Here is a 16,179-nt window from a genome sequence, read left to right on the forward strand (position 1 = left end):
TCCTTGGCCCAGCCCCGCGGACCCGCCATGCGCCCCGATCCCGCCACCGCCACTGCCACTGCCCGTGCCGACGAACTGCTGGTGCTGCGCTGCCAGCTTGGCGAACGCGCGGCGTTCGAGCCGCTGGTGATGCGCTGGGCCGGCCCGCTGCGCCGGCACGTGCTGCGCGTCACCGGCGATCCGGAGGCGGCCGATGAGCTCACGCAGGACATCTGGCTGCGCGTGGTACAGGGCATCGGCCGGCTGCGGCAGCCGGAGCAGTTCCGTTCGTGGCTGTTCGGCATCGCGCACCGCGTGCTGATGGACCGCTTCCGCCAGCACTACGCCTCGCGCCACGACGCGGCCGACGTGTTCGACCAGATGGCCGAGCCCGGCGATGGCGCCGGGCGGCTCGAGGCCACGCTGGACGTCGAGCGGCACCTGCACCGGCTGCCCATGGTCGAGCGCGAAGTGATCACCCTGTTCCACCTCGATGAACTGCCGCTGGCCGACGTGGCGCAGGCGCTGGGCGTGCCGGTGGGCACGGTCAAGTCGCGGCTGTTCCGTGCCCGCCAGCTGCTGAGGCAATCCCTTACCCAGGAGGAAACCCTGCCATGACCCCGCACGACCCGCTTACCCAGGCCCTGGCCCGGATCACCGACCAACACCTTTCCACCCCGGCCCGCGTGGCCCATGTGGCCCTGCTGCTGGTATCGCTGGGCATGGCCATCGTGCTCGGCTCGCTGCTGGCCACCGAACCGGGCTTGCCCCTGCGCACGCAGGGTGCCTTCGGCGTGATGCTGTGCATGGCCCTGGCCTGGGCCGGCTACGCCACCTGGACGCTGCGTCATCGCCAGGGGCTGCTCGCCAACCATCGCGTGATGGCGGGCACGATGGCGGTGGCGTTTTCGCTGGCATTCACCGCGGGTGCCGCCGGGCTGGGCTTTGCCGGGGGCCAGCCGGCGCTTCGCTGGGCGGCGCTGCTGGGGGCGGCGATGAGCCTCGTGTCCGTCGTCGTGCTGGTGCGCGCGCGTCGCCACCGGATGCAGCTGCGCGATCGTCGCGACCAGCTCGAGCGCGAGCTTCGGGCGGCGTCCGGCACCTAGCCGCGCGGCCACTGGCGCCGTGCCCCCGCTGCGCTAGCATGGTCGGCGCCCGCCACAGCCCGGAGCCCGCCATGAACCTCGGTGCGTTTTCCATCAGCCTCGCCGTCAAGGACATCCACGCGTCGCGCGCCTTCTACGAAGCCCTCGGCTTCACTCCGCTGGGCGGCGACATCGACCAGCACTGGCTGATCCTGAAGAACGGCGAGCACGTGATCGGCCTGTTCCAGGGCATGTTCGACCGCAACCTGCTGACCTTCAATCCCGGCTGGGACAGCAACGCGCAGAACGTGGATCCGTTCACCGACGTGCGCGAGCTGCAGCGGCAGCTGAGGGCCCGGGGCATCACGCCGACCACCCCGGCCGACGAGAGCGGAAGCGGCCCGGCGCACTTCGTGCTCACCGATCCGGATGGCAATCCGGTGCTGGTGGACCAGCACCGCTAGCGGTCCGGCGCCCGCATGCTGCCAAGGATCGGCCGCAATCCCGGACGCTGATCGGCGTTATATTCAAAGCGGTCCCGGGCCCCCGACCGGGGCCGCACCCTGTACCCCAGAGACGTGGCACCGGAAACACGATCATGAAATGTGTCTTCATTCTTTCGAAGCACAGTTTCACCATCCAGTACCTGTCGCCGGCCGTGGTGGCCCTGGGCCGCGATGGCATGGCCATCGCCGGCGCCGACTCGCGCGAACTCTATTCGGTCTGCAAACAGCATCCTGTCGAATTCAAGGCGGGACAGACGGCGGTGCTGCTGCCCAAGGCCATGAGTCCGGCGGAGCGCGCCGAGCTCTACCAGGAATTCTGCGCCGCCAATCCGCGGATTTGTGGTCCCTCCCGTAACGAGGCCTGACTCAAGCGTCGTGCGCTCACGCTGGCTTTCGGTGCCAGGCGTTAGCGTGGTCTCCAACAAAAACGACGACGTGGAGCATGCCATGGGCCTTCTGGTGGACGGACGCTGGACCGACAAGGGTTACGACACGGAGAGCACGGGCGGTCGGTTCAAGCGCTCCGAATCGCAGTTCCGCCACTGGGTGACGCGCGATGGTGCCCCCGGTCCCACCGGCGAAGGCGGCTTCAAGGCCGAATCCGGCCGCTACCACCTGTACGTGGCGCTGGCCTGTCCCTGGGCGCACCGCACGCTGATCTTCCGCAAGCTCAAGGGACTCGAGCCGCACATCGGCCTGTCGGTGGTGCACTGGTACATGGGCGAGGAAGGCTGGACCTTCGCGCCGGGTCCCGGCGTGGTGCCGGATCCGATCCATGGCGCCGAGCGCTTCTACGAGATTTACCTGGCGGCGGATCCGCAGTACAGCGGCCGCGTGACCGTGCCGGTGCTGTGGGACCGGCAGCGCGCCACCATCGTCAGCAACGAGTCGGCCGACATCATCCGCATGTTCAACAGCGCCTTCGATGAGGTCGGCGTCACGGCGGGCGACTACTACCCCGAAGCACCGCGCGCCACCATCGACGAGGTGAACAAGCGCGTCTACCGAGACGTCAACAACGGCGTGTACAAGGCCGGCTTCGCCACCACCCAGGACGCCTACGAAGAGGCCGTGGTGCCGCTGTTCGACACCCTGGACTGGCTGGAACAGCGCCTCGGCGCGCAGCGCTACCTCTGCGGTGACCAGGTGACCGAAGCCGACTGGCGCCTGTTCACCACCCTGCTGCGCTTCGACCCGGTGTACGTGGGCCACTTCAAGTGCAATCTTCGCCGCATCGCCGACTACCCCAATCTATCGCGCCTGCTCCATGAGCTTTATCGCGTGCCGGGCGTGTCCGATACCGTGGACCTGCACCACATCAAGCACCACTATTTCGAAAGCCACGCCCAGCTCAACCCCGCCGGCGTGGTGCCGCTGGGTCCGGTGCAGGACTGGCTGCGGAAGTCCTAACCGGCAGGCCGGCGTTTCCGGCCTCCGGCAAGGGCGCTGCCGGCGGGATCGGCCGCGCCGAACATCGCCTGCATCCGTGAAAGCGCGGCCTGGATGGGTGCGCCGAACTCGCCGCCGTCCACCAGCGTCACCGGTTCGCCGATCATCAGCACCTGCGCCAACAGGTTTTCGACGCTGTCGGCGCCGACACGCAGCAGGCAGTGTGTGTCGGTTTCGGCTTCCAGGATGCCGCACCACAGCGGGATCTTGGTTGACAGCGATTCGAGGCTGCCTTCCACGCGCAGCGTGACGCGGCAGGCGAACGGCGTGTACGCGATGCCGCGCTCCAGGCGCTGCGCCACGTCGTGCGGCACCTCGCGCGGCGCGCAGGCCTCGCCGGGCACGGGCCGGCCTTCGATGCGGTCCACGCGGAAGCTGCGCCAGTCGGCGCGGTCGCTGTCCCAAGCCACCAGGTACCAGCGGCGCCCGTAATTGGCCAGGCGCAGCGGTTCGACCTGGCGTGTGCCCGTGTCGCCGGCATGCTTGCGGTAGCGGAAGCGCAGGTGGCGGCCATCGCGGCAGGCGGTGGCCAGCGCGTTGAGCAGGTCTGCATGCACCAGCGGCGGGCCCGTGCGCAGCGACAGCGTAACCGCGTGCAGCGCGCTGGCGCGCCGGCGCAGGCGCGTGGGCAGCAGCTGGTCCAGCTTGGCCAGCAGGTGCAGGGTGGTGGCCTCGATGCCGCCGACGTGGTCGCCGGCGGTGCGCAGCGCGATCGCCAGCGCCACCGCTTCCTCGTCGTCCAGCACCAGCGGCGGCAGCGCGGCGCCGCGGCCCAGGGCATAGCCACCGCCCAGGCCCGACGAGGCTTCGACCGGATAGCCCAGTTCGCGCAGCCGGTCCACGTCGCGGCGCACCGTGCGCGCATCCACGCCCAGCGCTTCGGCCAGGGCGCCGCCGGGCCAGTGCCGCCGCGATTGCAGCAGGCTGGCCAGGCGTAGCAGGCGGGCCGACGTGGACAACATGGCCGCAGCCTGTCGAGGACAGTAATTGTCCGCAATGCGCGCTAGCCTGTCTGCACGTCCTGCCACCGAGGCCTGCCATGACCGCATCCACCCTGACCCTGTACCACAACCCCAAGTCGCGCTCCGCCGGCACCCGCGTGCTGCTCGAAGCCCTCGGCGCGCCCTACCAAGTGCAACTGCGCGACTTCAGTGCGGGCGAGACCCGCCGACCCGACTTCCTGGCCATCAACCCGCTGGGCAAGCTGCCGACCGTGGTGCACGACGGCGCCGTTATCACCGAACAGGTGGCCATCACGATCTACCTTGCCGACCGCTTTCCCGAGGCCGGGCTGGCGCCGGCCTTCGACGATCCGCAGCGCGGCCCCTACCTGCGCTGGCTGGCCTTCTACGGCTCGAGCTTCGAGCCGGCCGTCGTGGACCATGCGTTCAAGCGCGCACCGCTGGACCCGTCCACCTCGCCCTACGGCGACTACGACACGGTCATCGCCACGCTGGTCGCGCAGCTCGAACGTGGCCCCTACCTGCTGGGCGACCGCCTGAGCGCTGCGGATTTCCTCTGGGCCACAGCGCTGCGCTGGACGACGACGTTCGGCATCGTGCCCAAGCTGCCGGTGATCCAGGCGTACATCGACCGGATGGCGGCGCATCCGGCCATGCAGCGCGCCGGGGAGCTCGACGCGGCGATGTAGCTCACGCCGGCGCCGCGTTGGCCTCGAGAACGGTCCGGGCCTGCGCGCTGTAGGCCACGAGGTCGCGGAAGAACGGCTGGAAGCCCGAGGCCACTTCCGCTTCGTGCGCGCGCAGGATCGGCAGGCAGGCCACCAGCTTGTCGCCGTTGCGCGACAGCCGCGTGGCGATCCGGGTCACCGCGGCGTCCACGTTTTCGCGCCGACGGTACATGCCAAACCAGTCGTGCTCGACGATGCGCGGCGCGATCGCCTGCAGCCGCGCCGGCAGCACCGGCAGGTGCGCCATCAGCACGTCGTAGAAATGGCGGCTGAAGACGTCCAGCGGCACGTCGCTGTACTGCGCCCAGTCGCGCGCCAGCAGGTGGTCGAAATACACGTCCAGCAGGATGCCGGCGTAGCGCCGGCGGCCGTCGGGAAACAGCGCGCGCATTGCCTGCACGGCCGGATGCTGGTCGGTGTAGCTGTCGATCTTCCGGTGCAGCAGGATTTCGCGCTGAACCTCGGGCTTGAAGAGGTCGATGCCGGCCGTGCCCACGAAGTCGCCCAGCAACGCGCCCAGCATGGCGTCGTCGCTGTGCCGGGCCAGGTAGACGTGGGCGAGGAAGTTCATCGGGCGCGCCAGGCGGGGTGGGCACAGCATACCTTCGGCGATCCCGGCGTCGGCCTGCTGCAAATTGCACGGACCTGCGGCAGCATGGTCGAAGGTCCGGCCCTCCCGGCCGGCACGCCGGGACCCGCATGAAGTACGACGACGCCGAGTTCGCCTTCCTCAACTTCGAGACCGATCTGGACAACGAGGCCGCGGGCACGCACGCCGGCATGTACCTGGCCTGGGCGGCGTCGCGCGGCCTGCTCGGGCACGACGCGGCGACGCTGGCGCCGCTGCTGGCGCGCCAGGTCACCGGCAGCCAGTTCTACTTCGACCAGTGCGACGGCAAGCTGATGGACGAGGACTTCAACGACGAGGGCAACGCCTTCACCGCGTCCTACTACGAACGCCAGTTCATCGCCGACTACGAGCAGGTCTTCGGCGCCGACCTGCCCGACACCGGTCATCCCAACGACGACCTGTGCAGCCTTCCCGACACCTGGGAAAACTTCGACCGGCTGGCGCCCTTGCTGGACCAGCGCCTGGCCGAGTGGAAGCAGGGCGGCGCCAGGCCGGGCTCGTCACCAACGGCTACCGCGACGCCGGCCGTCGCGCCGGTGGCGCTGGCGCTGGAACCCACGCCCGGCGAAACCCTGGACGCCCTGCGCAAGCGTGCGCAGGACGGCGACCACGAGGCCTGGTTCGACCTGGGTGTGGAATACATCACCGGCCAGAAGGTGCCGCAGGACATGGCCGAGGCCGCGCGCTGCTTCGAGCGCGGCGCCGAGCGCGGATCGCAGGGCTGCCAGTTCAATCTCGGCGTCTGCTACCAGCACGGCGACGGCCGGCCCAAGGACCTGGCGCAGGCCGCGCGCTGGTTCGCGCAGGCGGCGGATGCCGGACATGCCGAGGCCACCTTCCATCTCGGGCTGGCCGTACGCCATGGTCATGGCGTTCCGCAGGACACCACGCTGTCCAATGCGCTGATGCTGGTGGCGCGCGCACGCGGCTCGGCCAACGCCGCGCGCGAAGGCGTCATGGCGGGCACGATGCTCGAGTCCGGCCTGATGGCCGAACGGATACAGAAACGCGGCCAGCTGCTGGAGGCGATGGCGATGAGCCGGGCCGCCGCTGCACGCCGGCCCGCTGCGCCCGCGGCGCCGCGGACGGGCACTCCGTCGCGGGCGCCCGTTCCCGCCACGCGCGCGCCGACCGTGGCGGCGGGCACGCCTGCCGGTGCGCCCTCGGGCTGGCACGCGGGCCGTTACGCGCTGGGCCTCGGCGCGGGGGCCTTCATCCTGCTGCTGTTGCTGGCCCCGGTGATGCCCGGCCGGCCGTTGCAGGTTGCCGCCCTTGTCCTCGCCGTGGTCGGCGCCTGGGGCGTTCACCGCTGCTGCGCGGAGCTCGGCGCGTCGCCGCTGCGCACCTGGGTGTTCACGCTGCTGGCGCTGGTACCGGTGGCCGGTTCGTTCGCCTGCATCGCGGTGCTGCTCAACCTGGTGCGCCGCGCGCGCGAGTGAGCCTGCCACACGGTGCGCACCAGCCCGTAGGCCACCAGCAGCACCACCGCCAGCACCGGCAGCGCCAGCAGCCAGGGCTTGCGGATCGGGTCGGGAAAAACCTGCGCCTGCCCCAGGAACAACGAGGCCGTCGCCAGGAACATCGCCGTCCCCATGCGCCACAGGTGCCGCACCAGGCGCGAGGTTCCGGCAAGGGACCCCTTGCATAGCAGCCGCAGATCCAGCGCCGCGGCACCCAGGCCCAGCAGGGCGAACACCAGCAGCGGCGCCGCGGGCAGGCCCTCCACGCGGCCATCTGCGCTGCGCAGGCCTTCGATGCCCAGCTGCAGCGCGCGCAGCCCGGTACCCAGGGCCAGCATCAGCAGGGCCACCAGCCAGCCGCGTTGGCAGGCGACCGTCCCTTTCAGTGCCAGCCAGCCGGTGGCCACCAGGTAGAAGGTGAGCAGCGCCGCCATCAGGTTCACGCGGTCGGGGCGCACCAGTCCGGCGAGCAGTGCCGCGCTGCCGCACAACAGCGTCATCGCGGCCACGAAGGCCAGGCCGGCGCGACGGTGCAGCGGCGAGCCCTTGCGTGCCAGCAGCGCGGCCGCGCCCGCGACCAGGGCGACCAGGCCGGCGAGGATGTGGATCCCTGTCATGGCGCACTCCGTACGTGGCTCGCCTGCACCGTGGCCACCGGCGCTGTTGCCGGCAACGGGGATGCGACGAACGACCGGCACCGCAGGACGAATGACGGCGCACCGGCAGCGCCGCGCTGACGTGGCTGGAGCCCGGGAATCCGTCGTCCGTCGCATGCCGGATGTTTCCCGGCCGGGACCCGCCCACAGTGCGGCCCAGACGACGGGAGGCCGCACGATGAAAGCAAGCTTCGAGGAGGAGGTGATCGCACTGCGGGACGCGGGCGCCGGCAGGCCTGCCGCGACGGACACGGGCTCGCGTCCGCTCGCGGCCGCCGCGGCACTGTGGTTCGGCGTGGCGGCGCTGGGGCAGTGGCTGTTCGTGGCCTACATCGTCGGCTTCTACGGCCGCGCCACCTGGGCAGGACGGCTGCAGGACTTCAACCAGGTGCTGCCCGAGGGCCACGTGCCGGGCGATACCGTAGGCAATGCCGCGGTGCTGGTGCACGTGCTGCTGGCGGCGGTGGTGATGGGTGGCGGCGCGCTGCAGCTGGTGGCCGCGATCCGGCGCCGCTGGCCCGCCTTCCATCGCTGGAATGGTCGGATCTATCTGCCGGTGGTGGTGCTGGTGGCGCTGGCGGGCGCCTACATGATCCTGGTGCGGGGCGAGGGTCCCGACCTGCGCGATGCCGGCATCCTGCTCAACGCCGCCTGGGTGCTGGCCTGCGCGGCAATGACCTTGCGGCAGGCGCTGGCGCGGCGGCTCGACGCGCACCGGCGCTGGGCGCTGCGGCTGTTCCTGGCGGCCTCGGCGGTGTGGTTCTTCCGGGTCGGCCTGATGTTCTGGATCCTGGTCAACCAGGGGCCGGTGGGTTTCGACCCGGAAACCTTCACCGGACCCTTCCTGGTGTTCCTGAGTTTCGCGCAGACGCTGCTGCCGCTGGCGGTGCTCGAGCTGTACCTGCGTGCCCGCGACCGCGGCAGCCGCGCGGCGCGGATCACGATGGCCGGCGTGCTGGGGCTGTGCGCCCTCGCCACCGCCACCGGCATCTTCGCGGCGACGATGATGCTGTGGTTGCCGCACCTCTGACGCCGGTCGCGGGCGCTTGCCGCGGCCCGCATCGCTGCTATCTTCCCGGCATGGCCACCGACCTCCCGCCCGCCGAACCGCAGGGCCTCCGGCGCATCTTCGCCTGGCGCCGCATGCGCATCGTGCTGGCGATCGGGTTCGGGCTGAGCCTGCTGCTGGTGCTGGGCTGGCGCGCCTCGTACGCGGTGCTGCTGGCACGGCTGCTGCTGACGGGCTTCGGCCTGCTGCTGGTGTTTGGCCTGTTCGAACGCTGGCCGCGCCGGCTGCCGCGCTGGCTGGCGCGCTGGACGCTGCAGGTGGTCGCGGTGGCGGTGTTCTCGCCGCCCCTGGTGATGGGGGTGTACACGCTGACCACGCTGGACTACCCCGAACCCTGGTACCTGGATACCGAAGGCCGCGTGCAGGGCTTCATCATGATCACGTTCCTGTCGCTGCTGATCGCGCCCTGGGTGGCAATCACCGCGCTGATGGGGCAGATCCGCGGCCAGGCCGAACGCCAGGCCCTGGCCTTCGAACTCGAACGCAGCCAGTTCGCGCGGCGCGAGGCCGATGCGCGGCTGCAGCGGCTGCAGGCGCAGGTCGAGCCGCACTTCCTGTTCAACACGCTGGCCAACGTGCGCGAACTGGTGGATTCGGGCTCGCCACAGGCCTCGCAGGTGCTGGGCAGCCTGATCGCCTACCTGCGCGCCGCGGTGCCGCGCCTGCACCAGCACACCTCCACCCTGGGCCAGGAGCTGGACCTGGTGCGCGCGTACCTGGAGGTGATGCACATGCGCATGCCCGATCGCCTGCAGTACGCGCTGCACGTGGACGCGGCGCTGCTGGCGCGGCCCTGCCCGCCGATGGCGCTGCTGACCCTGGTGGAAAATGCGGTGCGGCACGGCATCGACCCGGGCGAGGAGGGCGGCCGCATCGATGTACATGTGCGCGAGCGCGCCGGTGTCGTGCAGGTCCAGGTCAGCGACACCGGCGTGGGGCTGCAGGCCTCGCACGGCGGTCTCGGCACCGGCCTGGCCAATCTTCGCGAACGCCTGCAGCTGGCCTACGGCGACCGGGCCCGGCTGGCCGTGTCGCCGGCACGCCCGCGCGGCGTCGATGCCACGCTGGAATACCCCGTCGAGGACCCGCCGGCATGAGCCACACGCACCCCACCGCCCTGGTCGCCGACGACGAACCGCTGCTGCGCAAGGCCCTGCTGCGCCAGCTGGCCGAGGCCTGGCCGCAGCTGCAGGTGGTGGCGCAGGCCCGCAACGGCCGCGAGGCACTGGCGATGTTCGAAGCCCACCGCCCCGACGTCTGCTTCCTGGACGTGCAGATGCCCGGCATCAGCGGCGTGGATGCCGCGCGCGTGATCGGCGCGCGCGCGCAGCTGGTGTTCGTCACGGCCTTCGACCAGTACGCGCTGCAGGCCTTCGAACACGGCGCCCTGGATTATCTGGTCAAGCCGGTGGAGCCCGCACGCCTGGCCGCCACCGTGGCGCGCCTGCAGGCGCGACTGCGCGAGGCCACGCCGCGGCCCGATACCGAGGCCCTGCTGGACCAGCTCGAGGCCCGGCTGCGTGGCGATGCCGCGCCCGCCCCGCTGCGCTGGATCCGTGCCTCGGTCGGCAGCACGCTGCACCTGGTGCCGGTCGAGGACATCGACTACCTGCGCTCGGACGAGAAGTACACGCGCATTGCCTGGCGCGGCGACGAAGGCCGTGCCAGCGAAACCCTGGTGCGAACGCCGCTGCGCGAGCTGGCCGCCCAGCTCGATCCGACGCAGTTCGTGCAGGTGCACCGCTCGGTGGTGGTGAACCTGCGCTCGATCAGCCGCGTGCAGCGGGGCGACAACGAGACCGCCAGCATCCACCTCAAGGGCCGGCCGGAAGTGCTGCCGGTCAGCCGCAGCTACCTGCATCATTTCCGGCAGATGTAGGCCGAAGGCAACTTGTCAGGCCCGGCCCCATCGCGCACAGTGCCGCTTGGTCCGGACCAGGGGTGGGAAGATGCACAAGACGGCATTCCTCGCGGTACTGATGCTGGCGGCGGCACCCGCGCTGGCCCAGACCGAAAGCTATTCGGTAGTCACCGGCGGCAACACCGTCGGCCGCGTGATCGCCGACAACCAGGGCGGCCAGGTCACGCTCGAGTACGACGTCAAGAACAATGGCCGCGGCCCGACCATGGCCGAGCGCCTCACGCTCGATGCCCAGGGCCTGCCCAGCGCCTGGACGCTGACCGGCACCACCACCTTCGGCAGCAAGGTGGACGAGAGCTTCGCGCTTGCCGGGGGCCAGGCGCGCTGGAAGGATTCGGCGGGCGAAGGCCAGGCGGCCGCGCCGCAGCCGGTGCTGTACGTGGGCCAGAACGCCAGCCCCTGGGCGCTGGGCATCTATGCCCGCGCCCTGCTGGCCGACAGCGACCAGCGCGTGCCGGTGCTGCCGGCCGGAGAGCTGACGCTCGACACCGGCGACACGATCGACGTCGGCGAGGGCGCGAAGAAGCTGACGGTGCGCCAGTACGCCATCAACGGCCTGGACATCGACCCGGCCTACGTGCTGATGGATGCGCAGCAGCGCTTGTTCGCGGTCATCTCGCCCAGTGCCGTGACGGTGCGCCAGGGTTACGAGTCCGAGGAAGTGCGCCTGCGCGGCATCGCCGCCGACCTGGGCAAGCAGCGCCTGAAGGACATCCAGGCCCGCACCGCGCACCGCTACGACGCGCCGGTGCGCATCCGCAACGTGCGCGTGTTCGATCCGCGCACGCTGGCCCTGGGCGAGCCCGCCAGCGTGCTGGTGCACGGCCGCCACATCGCCAGCGTGCAGCCGCTGGACGCGCCGGCCTCGCCCGGCGAGGTGCTGATCGACGGCGAAGGCGGCACCCTGGTCGCCGGCCTGCACGAGATGCACGCCCACACCGGCGACGACGATGCGCTGTTGAACCTGGCCGCCGGCGTCACCTCGATGCGCGACATGGGCAATGACAACGCGGTGCTGGCCGAAGTGATCGCCTCCATCGACAACGGCACCCTGGCTGGTCCGCGCATCACCCGCAGCGGCTTCATCGAAGGCAAGAGCCCCTACAACTCCAACAACGGCATCCTGGTGGACAGCGAGGCCGAGGCCCTGGCCGCCGTGCGCTGGTACGCGGCGCGCGGCTACGAGCAGGTGAAGCTGTACAACAGCATGAACCCGGCCTGGTCGGCGGCCGCGGCGAAAGAGGCGCACCGGCTGGGCCTGCGGGTAGCCGGCCACGTGCCCGCGTTTTCCAACGCCGATGCGATGATCGACGCCGGCTACGACGAGCTGACCCACATCAACCAGATCATGCTGGGCTGGGTGCTGACGCCGGAGGAAGACACGCGCACCCTGCTGCGGCTCACCGCGCTCAAGCGGCTGGCCACGCTGGACCTGGCCTCGCCGAGGGTGCAGCGCACCCTGGACCACATCGTCGCGCGCAAGGTGGCGGTCGAGCCCACCATCGCCATCCACGAATCGCTGCTGCTGACCCGCAACGGCGAAACCCCGCGTGGCCAGGTGGACTACCTCGACCACCTGCCGGTGGGCGCGCAGCGCGACGCCAAGCAGGCCTGGGCCGACATGTCCGCGCCCGGCGATGCCGAAGCCTATGCCGGCGCCTACGCGAAGATCCTGGAAGCGCTGCGCGAGCTGCGTCGTCGCGGCGTGCTGCTCATCCCGGGCACCGACCTGGGCGGCTCCTTCACCTTCCATCGCGAGCTGCAGCTGTTCGAGCAGATCGGCTACACGCCGGCGCAGGTACTGAAGCTGGCCACGCTGGACATGGCGGCCTACCTGCGCCAGGACCAGCAGTTGGGCTCGATCGAGCGCGGCAAGCTGGCCGACTTCTTCCTGGTGGCCGGCGATCCCACCGCCGACCTGCGTGCGATCAAGGCCATCCGCATGGTGGTCAAGGACGGCGTGGTGTATTTCCCCGCGGAAATCTACCCGCACTTCGGCATCCGTCCCTTCGCCGACGCACCGACGGTGCGCCTGCCGGCGGCCGACGCGGCTTCCGATGGCCGGTGAACGCGGCACGCAGCTGAGGGATGCCGCGCCTGCGGATTTTCCGGCCATCCTTGCATTGAACGACGCCGAGGTGGCCCACACCAGCGCCATGGACATGGCGCGATTGCGGCAGCTGCACGGCTACGCGGGGTGGCACCGGGTAGCGGTGGTGGACGGTGCGGTCGCCGCGTTCCTGCTGGCGATGCGCGACGGCTGCGGCTACGTCAATCCCAACTTCGACTGGTTCGCGGCGCGGTATCCGCGTTTCCTGTACGTGGACCGCGTGGTGGTTGGCGCCGGCTTCCAGGGCCTGGGCCTGGGCTCGCAGCTCTACCGTGAGCTGTTCGAACAGGCCCGCAGGCAGCAGGTGCCGGTGATCGCGTGCGAGTACAACCTGCAGCCGCCCAATGCGGCCTCGCAGGCCTTCCATGACCGGTTCGGCTTTCGCGAAGTCGGCAGCCAGTGGCTCGACGGCGGCGCCAAGCGCGTGTCGCTGCAGGTGGCCGAACTCACCTCGTCCGCGCCGGACGCGTGAAGCCCGCGTGCAGGACGAAGCCGCGCGCTGGCGGCGCGGGACGGCCGGTGTAGGATTGAAGCCATCGGGGTCCGCGCACCCCGTCCCCAGGAGATGCCCACGATGCTGCAGCCCGGCCTGATGATGGACCGCCCGCTCCTGATCTCCGCGATCATCGAACATGCCGCCGCGCAGTACGCGCACGTGGACGTGGTCTCGCGCGAAACCCACGGCCCGCTGTTCCGCTACACCTGGTCCGAATGTGCGGTGCGCTCGCGCCGCTTCGCCAACGCGCTGGCCGGCCTGGGCCTGGGCCCGGGCAGCGCCGTCGGTTCGATCGCCTGGAACAACCACCGCCACCTGGAAGCCTACTTCGCCGTGTCCGGCAGCGGCATGGTGATGCACACCTGCAACCCGCGCCTGCAGCCGCAGCAGCTGATCTACATCATCAACCACGCCGAGGACCAGGTGGTGCTGTTCGACGCCACCTTCGCGCCGCTGGTGAAGGGCATCGCCGCACACTGCCCGCAGGTGAAGCACTGGGTTTGCCTGGCGGATGCGGAGAACACGCCCGCGATTGAAGGCGTGGCCAACGTGGTGGCCTACGAGGACCTGATCGCGCCGCACGGCGACGCGTTCGAATGGCCGGAGTTCGACGAGCGCACCGGCGCCGCGCTGTGCTACACGTCCGGCACCACGGGCAATCCCAAGGGCGTGCTGTATTCGCACCGATCGATGGTGCTCAACGCGCTCTCGGGCGCGGTGCCCGGCGTGATGGGCCTGTCGCCGTCGGAGACCGTGCTGCCGGTGGTGCCGATGTTCCATATCAACGCCTGGTGCATTCCCTACGGCGCGCCGATGGTGGGCGCGCGGCTGGTCCTGCCCGGGCCGAAGCTGGACGGCGCCAGCCTGCATGCCCTGTTCGAGTCCGAGAAGGTGACGGTGGGTGCCGGCGTGCCGACGATCTGGCTGGGCCTGGCCCAGTACGTCGAGCAGAACGGCCTGCGCTTCTCCACCCTCAAGCGCCTGCTCACCGGCGGCACCGCGATGCCGCTGGCGCTGATCGCCAAGTTCGCCGACGACTTCGGCGTCGAGGTCGGGCACGGCTGGGGCATGACCGAGACCACGGCGGTGGCCACCTTCGGCGCCCTTACCCCCGCCGACCGCGAAAAGCCCGCAGCGGAGCAGCACGCGGTGATCGCGCGCCAGGGCAAGTCGCTGCACGGCGTGGACATCAAGATCGTGGACGAGGCCGGCGCCACCCTGCCGCGCGACGGCGTCGCGCAGGGCGAGCTGATGGTGCGCGGCCACTGGATCGTGGACCGCTACTACAAGGCCACCGAATCGGCGCTGCGCGACGGCTGGTTCCCCACCGGCGACATCGCCACCATCGACCCCGACGGCCGCATGCAGATCCGCGACCGCACCAAGGACGTGATCAAGTCCGGCGGCGAGTGGATCAGCTCCATCGACCTGGAGAACACCGCGATTGCGCACCCGGCCGTGGCGATGGCCGCGGTGATCGGCGTGCGCCACCCCAAGTGGGACGAGCGCCCGCTGCTGTTCATCGTGCGCAAGCCCGGCCAGGCGCTGGAGAAGGACGAGATCCTGGCCTACCTGCGCGAACGCGTGGCCAGCTGGTGGGTGCCCGACGACGTCGTGTTCCTCGAGTCCCTGCCGGTGGGCGGCACCGGCAAGGTGCAGAAGACGCACCTGCGCGAGACCTACGGCGGCCTGTTCACCTGAGGCCGGCACCGCCTGCGCTTGAGTCGTCGTCTCCTTCAACCAGGGCGTAGCCCGGCGGCACTTCGCTGTCGAGCACGCCGGGCGCGATCGGGTCGTCGAACGTCAGCCGGTAATCGATCCGGATGCCACCGGGCGCGCCCAGCTGCATCTGCAGTGGCCAGCCATCCGCGTCGGCCCAGATTTCCATGCGCTGGCCCTTGATCTCCAGGGCCCAGCCGCGCGCGGGCCGGCCGTCGATCATGCGCGAGCCGGGCAGGGGCGTGGCCTGGCCCTGGAACTCGCGCAGTTCCTGCAGCCAGTCCGTGGACTCGCGCGCCGAGCCAGAGGCTTGCACCGGCGACACGATCGCCTGGCGGCTGTCGTGCAGCAGGGTCAGCACGCGACCGCGTACCGGGTCCACCACCACGCTCAGCTGCGCACCCACGTCGGTACGCAGGCGGCCGCGCGCGTCCATGCGGGTACGCGAGGTCGAGATCAGGTCGTCCTGATGCCACTGGCGGATGTCCAGGCTCAGCGTCTGGAAGTTGCGCAGACGCGCCTGCACGGCCGCGAACGCGTCACTTCCGCCCGACATCAGCGGCAGGCCCAGCACCAGCACCAGGGCCACGGCGGCGCTGGCCGTGGCGGCCCACCAGCCGCGTGCGCGCGCCGGCCGCCGCACGGGTTGCCGCAGCGCCTGCTGCAGCCGCAGCTGCGCGCGGTCGGTGGCGTCCTGGGGCACGTCGGCGGCGGCCTGCACGTGGCGGGCGAGGGCAGGCGAGAGTTCGGCGTCGTGGCGGCTCATGGCGTGGTCTCCGTGGTTTCGCCCAGCTGCGCTTCCATCCGGCGACGGGCGCGGTGCAGGCTGACGTTGACGTTGTTGGTGCTCAGGCCCAGGGCGAGGGCGATCTCGCCGATCTCCTGGTCCTGCAGGTAGCGCAGGGTGAAGCACTGCGCCTCGCGGGCCGACAGCGTGGCCAGGGCCGCGCGCAGCCGCCGGGCGCGCTGGTGTTCGATGCCGGCCTGTTCGGCCGAGGGCGCCGCGGACGGGGCCTGCGCGCGCCATTGCGGCAGCAGCTGCCACCAGCGGCGCACCTGCCGCAGCTGGTCGATGGCGCGACGGTTGGCGGCCGCGGTGAGGTAGGCGGGCCAGGACTGCACGTCCTGCGGCGGCGCTTCGATCAGGCGCAGGAAGACGTCCTGCTGCACGTCCTCGGCCTGGGCGCGGTCGCCCAGCACGCGATAGGCCACGCGGAAAACCAGTGCGCCGTGCAGGCGCACCAGGGCGTCGGGCGAATCGTCCGGGAAGGCGTCGGTCACGGAGTTGCTCCTTACGGGCCAGGACAAGGATGACATCGCGGGTCCCTGGGTGGGTGTCTGTCCGGATGACGCGCGGGAGCGCCGGAACTTACATCCCGTTTTCCGGCTGTAAGTTGCCGCCCTTCCG

Annotated in this window: 17 protein-coding genes; 13 read left to right on the plus strand and 4 right to left on the minus strand. The window is 70.7% G+C overall.

Annotated features, from left to right (window positions below; translation table 11 throughout):
• Nucleotides 1-27: 27 nt before the first annotated feature.
• The 5 genes from ACOQFR_RS03760 to ACOQFR_RS03780 all read left to right on the plus strand — a co-directional run bounded on the left by ACOQFR_RS03760 (nt 28) and on the right by ACOQFR_RS03780 (nt 2,980).
• Complete coding sequence (locus ACOQFR_RS03760; RefSeq protein WP_421378711.1) at nt 28-597, plus strand: RNA polymerase sigma factor; 570 nt, start codon at nt 28-30, stop codon at nt 595-597.
• A complete protein-coding gene (locus ACOQFR_RS03765) occupies nt 594-1,085 on the plus strand; it encodes a hypothetical protein (RefSeq protein WP_421378713.1) in 492 nt (163 codons plus the stop codon). The genes ACOQFR_RS03760 and ACOQFR_RS03765 overlap by 4 nt, the downstream gene beginning before the upstream one ends.
• A 71-nt stretch (nt 1,086-1,156) precedes the next feature.
• Nucleotides 1,157-1,528 (plus strand): VOC family protein, encoded by a 372-nt coding sequence (locus ACOQFR_RS03770; protein ID WP_421378716.1) that lies wholly within the window; start codon nt 1,157-1,159, stop codon nt 1,526-1,528.
• Nucleotides 1,529-1,662: 134 nt separating this feature from the next.
• Entirely contained in the window at nt 1,663-1,935 is a 273-nt protein-coding gene (locus tag ACOQFR_RS03775) for a hypothetical protein (protein ID WP_421378718.1), read from the plus strand.
• An 82-nt stretch (nt 1,936-2,017) separates the two neighbouring features.
• Nucleotides 2,018-2,980 carry a glutathione S-transferase family protein gene (locus ACOQFR_RS03780; protein WP_421379152.1) on the plus strand — a complete coding sequence of 321 codons (963 nt, stop codon included), beginning with the start codon at nt 2,018-2,020 and terminating at the stop codon, nt 2,978-2,980.
• Here ACOQFR_RS03780 and ACOQFR_RS03785 read toward each other — a convergent pair.
• The gene (locus ACOQFR_RS03785; RefSeq protein WP_421378721.1) at nt 2,977-3,981 is read right to left on the minus strand and encodes a helix-turn-helix transcriptional regulator; all 1,005 of its coding nucleotides are present in this window, start codon (nt 3,979-3,981) and stop codon (nt 2,977-2,979) included. The two genes, ACOQFR_RS03780 and ACOQFR_RS03785, sit on opposite strands and share 4 nt — an antisense overlap.
• A gap of 77 nt (nt 3,982-4,058) precedes the next feature.
• Here ACOQFR_RS03785 and ACOQFR_RS03790 point away from each other — a divergent pair, with 77 nt between their 5' ends.
• Nucleotides 4,059-4,670 (plus strand): glutathione S-transferase family protein, encoded by a 612-nt coding sequence (locus ACOQFR_RS03790; RefSeq protein ID WP_421378723.1) that lies wholly within the window; start codon nt 4,059-4,061, stop codon nt 4,668-4,670.
• Nucleotide 4,671: 1 nt separating this feature from the next.
• Here the strand turns inward: ACOQFR_RS03790 and ACOQFR_RS03795 are convergent, their stop codons facing one another.
• Nucleotides 4,672-5,280: an ACP phosphodiesterase gene (locus ACOQFR_RS03795; RefSeq protein ID WP_421378725.1), complete on the minus strand. Its 609-nt coding sequence runs from the start codon at nt 5,278-5,280 to the stop codon at nt 4,672-4,674.
• Between the two features lie 128 nt (nt 5,281-5,408).
• On the opposite strand from ACOQFR_RS03795, the gene ACOQFR_RS03800 reads away from it, so the two are divergent.
• From ACOQFR_RS03800 to ACOQFR_RS03830, 7 genes are all read left to right on the plus strand, one after another.
• Nucleotides 5,409-6,779, plus strand: a complete 1,371-nt coding sequence (locus ACOQFR_RS03800; protein WP_421378727.1) for a tetratricopeptide repeat protein — start codon at nt 5,409-5,411, stop codon at nt 6,777-6,779.
• A gap of 855 nt (nt 6,780-7,634) precedes the next feature.
• On the plus strand, nt 7,635-8,486 hold the full coding sequence (locus ACOQFR_RS03805; RefSeq protein WP_421378729.1) for a DUF2306 domain-containing protein: 852 nt from the start codon (nt 7,635-7,637) through the stop codon (nt 8,484-8,486).
• Nucleotides 8,487-8,536: 50 nt separating this feature from the next.
• Nucleotides 8,537-9,622, plus strand: coding sequence for a sensor histidine kinase (locus tag ACOQFR_RS03810; protein ID WP_421378732.1), 1,086 nt, complete (start codon nt 8,537-8,539; stop codon nt 9,620-9,622).
• Nucleotides 9,619-10,404 carry a LytR/AlgR family response regulator transcription factor gene (locus ACOQFR_RS03815; protein ID WP_421378734.1) on the plus strand — a complete coding sequence of 262 codons (786 nt, stop codon included), beginning with the start codon at nt 9,619-9,621 and terminating at the stop codon, nt 10,402-10,404. Before ACOQFR_RS03810 ends, ACOQFR_RS03815 begins: the two co-directional genes overlap by 4 nt.
• Before the next feature lie 70 nt (nt 10,405-10,474).
• Nucleotides 10,475-12,514: an amidohydrolase family protein gene (locus ACOQFR_RS03820; protein ID WP_421378736.1), complete on the plus strand. Its 2,040-nt coding sequence runs from the start codon at nt 10,475-10,477 to the stop codon at nt 12,512-12,514.
• Nucleotides 12,504-13,028 (plus strand): GNAT family N-acetyltransferase, encoded by a 525-nt coding sequence (locus ACOQFR_RS03825; protein ID WP_421378738.1) that lies wholly within the window; start codon nt 12,504-12,506, stop codon nt 13,026-13,028. The genes ACOQFR_RS03820 and ACOQFR_RS03825 overlap by 11 nt, the downstream gene beginning before the upstream one ends.
• Before the next feature lie 102 nt (nt 13,029-13,130).
• On the plus strand, nt 13,131-14,753 hold the full coding sequence (locus ACOQFR_RS03830; RefSeq protein ID WP_421378740.1) for a long-chain-fatty-acid--CoA ligase: 1,623 nt from the start codon (nt 13,131-13,133) through the stop codon (nt 14,751-14,753).
• Here ACOQFR_RS03830 and ACOQFR_RS03835 read toward each other — a convergent pair.
• Together ACOQFR_RS03835 and ACOQFR_RS03840 are read right to left on the minus strand one after the other, a co-directional pair.
• Nucleotides 14,746-15,537, minus strand: coding sequence for a hypothetical protein (locus ACOQFR_RS03835; RefSeq protein ID WP_421378742.1), 792 nt, complete (start codon nt 15,535-15,537; stop codon nt 14,746-14,748). The two genes, ACOQFR_RS03830 and ACOQFR_RS03835, sit on opposite strands and share 8 nt — an antisense overlap.
• Nucleotides 15,534-16,052 carry an RNA polymerase sigma factor gene (locus tag ACOQFR_RS03840; RefSeq protein ID WP_421378744.1) on the minus strand — a complete coding sequence of 173 codons (519 nt, stop codon included), beginning with the start codon at nt 16,050-16,052 and terminating at the stop codon, nt 15,534-15,536. Before ACOQFR_RS03840 ends, ACOQFR_RS03835 begins: the two co-directional genes overlap by 4 nt.
• Nucleotides 16,053-16,179 lie beyond the last annotated feature (127 nt).

This window comes from Arenimonas sp. MALMAid1274 (genome assembly GCF_049195245.1).
Lineage (GTDB): Bacteria > Pseudomonadota > Gammaproteobacteria > Xanthomonadales > Xanthomonadaceae > Arenimonas.

Bases quoted from the DNA above. Each gene is read 5' to 3' on its own strand.
- ACOQFR_RS03770 (WP_421378716.1), top strand. From the start codon at position 1,157: ATGAACCTCGGTGCGTTTTCCATCAGCCTCGCCGTCAAGGACATCCAC.
- ACOQFR_RS03805 (WP_421378729.1), top strand. From the start codon at position 7,635: ATGAAAGCAAGCTTCGAGGAGGAGGTGATCGCACTGCGGGACGCGGGC.
- ACOQFR_RS03780 (WP_421379152.1), top strand. From the start codon at position 2,018: ATGGGCCTTCTGGTGGACGGACGCTGGACCGACAAGGGTTACGACACG.
- ACOQFR_RS03775 (WP_421378718.1), top strand. From the start codon at position 1,663: ATGAAATGTGTCTTCATTCTTTCGAAGCACAGTTTCACCATCCAGTAC.
- ACOQFR_RS03810 (WP_421378732.1), top strand. From the start codon at position 8,537: ATGGCCACCGACCTCCCGCCCGCCGAACCGCAGGGCCTCCGGCGCATC.
- ACOQFR_RS03785 (WP_421378721.1), bottom strand. From the start codon at position 3,981: ATGTTGTCCACGTCGGCCCGCCTGCTACGCCTGGCCAGCCTGCTGCAA.
- ACOQFR_RS03760 (WP_421378711.1), top strand. From the start codon at position 28: ATGCGCCCCGATCCCGCCACCGCCACTGCCACTGCCCGTGCCGACGAA.
- ACOQFR_RS03765 (WP_421378713.1), top strand. From the start codon at position 594: ATGACCCCGCACGACCCGCTTACCCAGGCCCTGGCCCGGATCACCGAC.
- ACOQFR_RS03795 (WP_421378725.1), bottom strand. From the start codon at position 5,280: ATGAACTTCCTCGCCCACGTCTACCTGGCCCGGCACAGCGACGACGCC.
- ACOQFR_RS03820 (WP_421378736.1), top strand. From the start codon at position 10,475: ATGCACAAGACGGCATTCCTCGCGGTACTGATGCTGGCGGCGGCACCC.
- ACOQFR_RS03800 (WP_421378727.1), top strand. From the start codon at position 5,409: ATGAAGTACGACGACGCCGAGTTCGCCTTCCTCAACTTCGAGACCGAT.
- ACOQFR_RS03830 (WP_421378740.1), top strand. From the start codon at position 13,131: ATGCTGCAGCCCGGCCTGATGATGGACCGCCCGCTCCTGATCTCCGCG.
- ACOQFR_RS03825 (WP_421378738.1), top strand. From the start codon at position 12,504: ATGGCCGGTGAACGCGGCACGCAGCTGAGGGATGCCGCGCCTGCGGAT.
- ACOQFR_RS03835 (WP_421378742.1), bottom strand. From the start codon at position 15,537: ATGAGCCGCCACGACGCCGAACTCTCGCCTGCCCTCGCCCGCCACGTG.
- ACOQFR_RS03815 (WP_421378734.1), top strand. From the start codon at position 9,619: ATGAGCCACACGCACCCCACCGCCCTGGTCGCCGACGACGAACCGCTG.
- ACOQFR_RS03790 (WP_421378723.1), top strand. From the start codon at position 4,059: ATGACCGCATCCACCCTGACCCTGTACCACAACCCCAAGTCGCGCTCC.